Below are 287 nucleotides of genomic sequence, written 5' to 3' on the forward strand. Positions count from 1 at the left end.
GTCCAGCGCTTTTAGCCAGTCCTCGCGCTGCCAGTCGCGGAAATCACCCGGCGGTGGGCCGCCGGCGTTGTTGACCAGAATGTCGACCTGCGGACACGCCGCCAGCACCTTTTCGCGCACGCTCGCGTCGCTGATGTCGCCGATCACGGTGCGCACTTCGACGCCCAGGTTGCGCAGTTCCGTGGCGGCGACCTGCCAGGCCTCTTCGCCGCGAGCGTTGATCACCAGGGTCACGCCCTCCTTCGCCAGGGCCCGCGCACAGGCCACGCCCAGCCCTTTGCTGGCCC

Annotated in this window: 1 protein-coding gene; it reads right to left on the reverse strand. The window is 69.3% G+C overall.

Annotated elements, in window-relative coordinates; translation table 11 throughout:
• A partial coding sequence (locus BK665_RS33290; RefSeq protein ID WP_123410646.1) for an SDR family NAD(P)-dependent oxidoreductase occupies positions 1 to 287 on the reverse strand: 287 nt, incomplete at both ends.

This window comes from Pseudomonas frederiksbergensis (assembly GCF_003732665.1).
Taxonomy (GTDB): Bacteria; Pseudomonadota; Gammaproteobacteria; order Pseudomonadales; family Pseudomonadaceae; genus Aquipseudomonas; species Aquipseudomonas frederiksbergensis_G.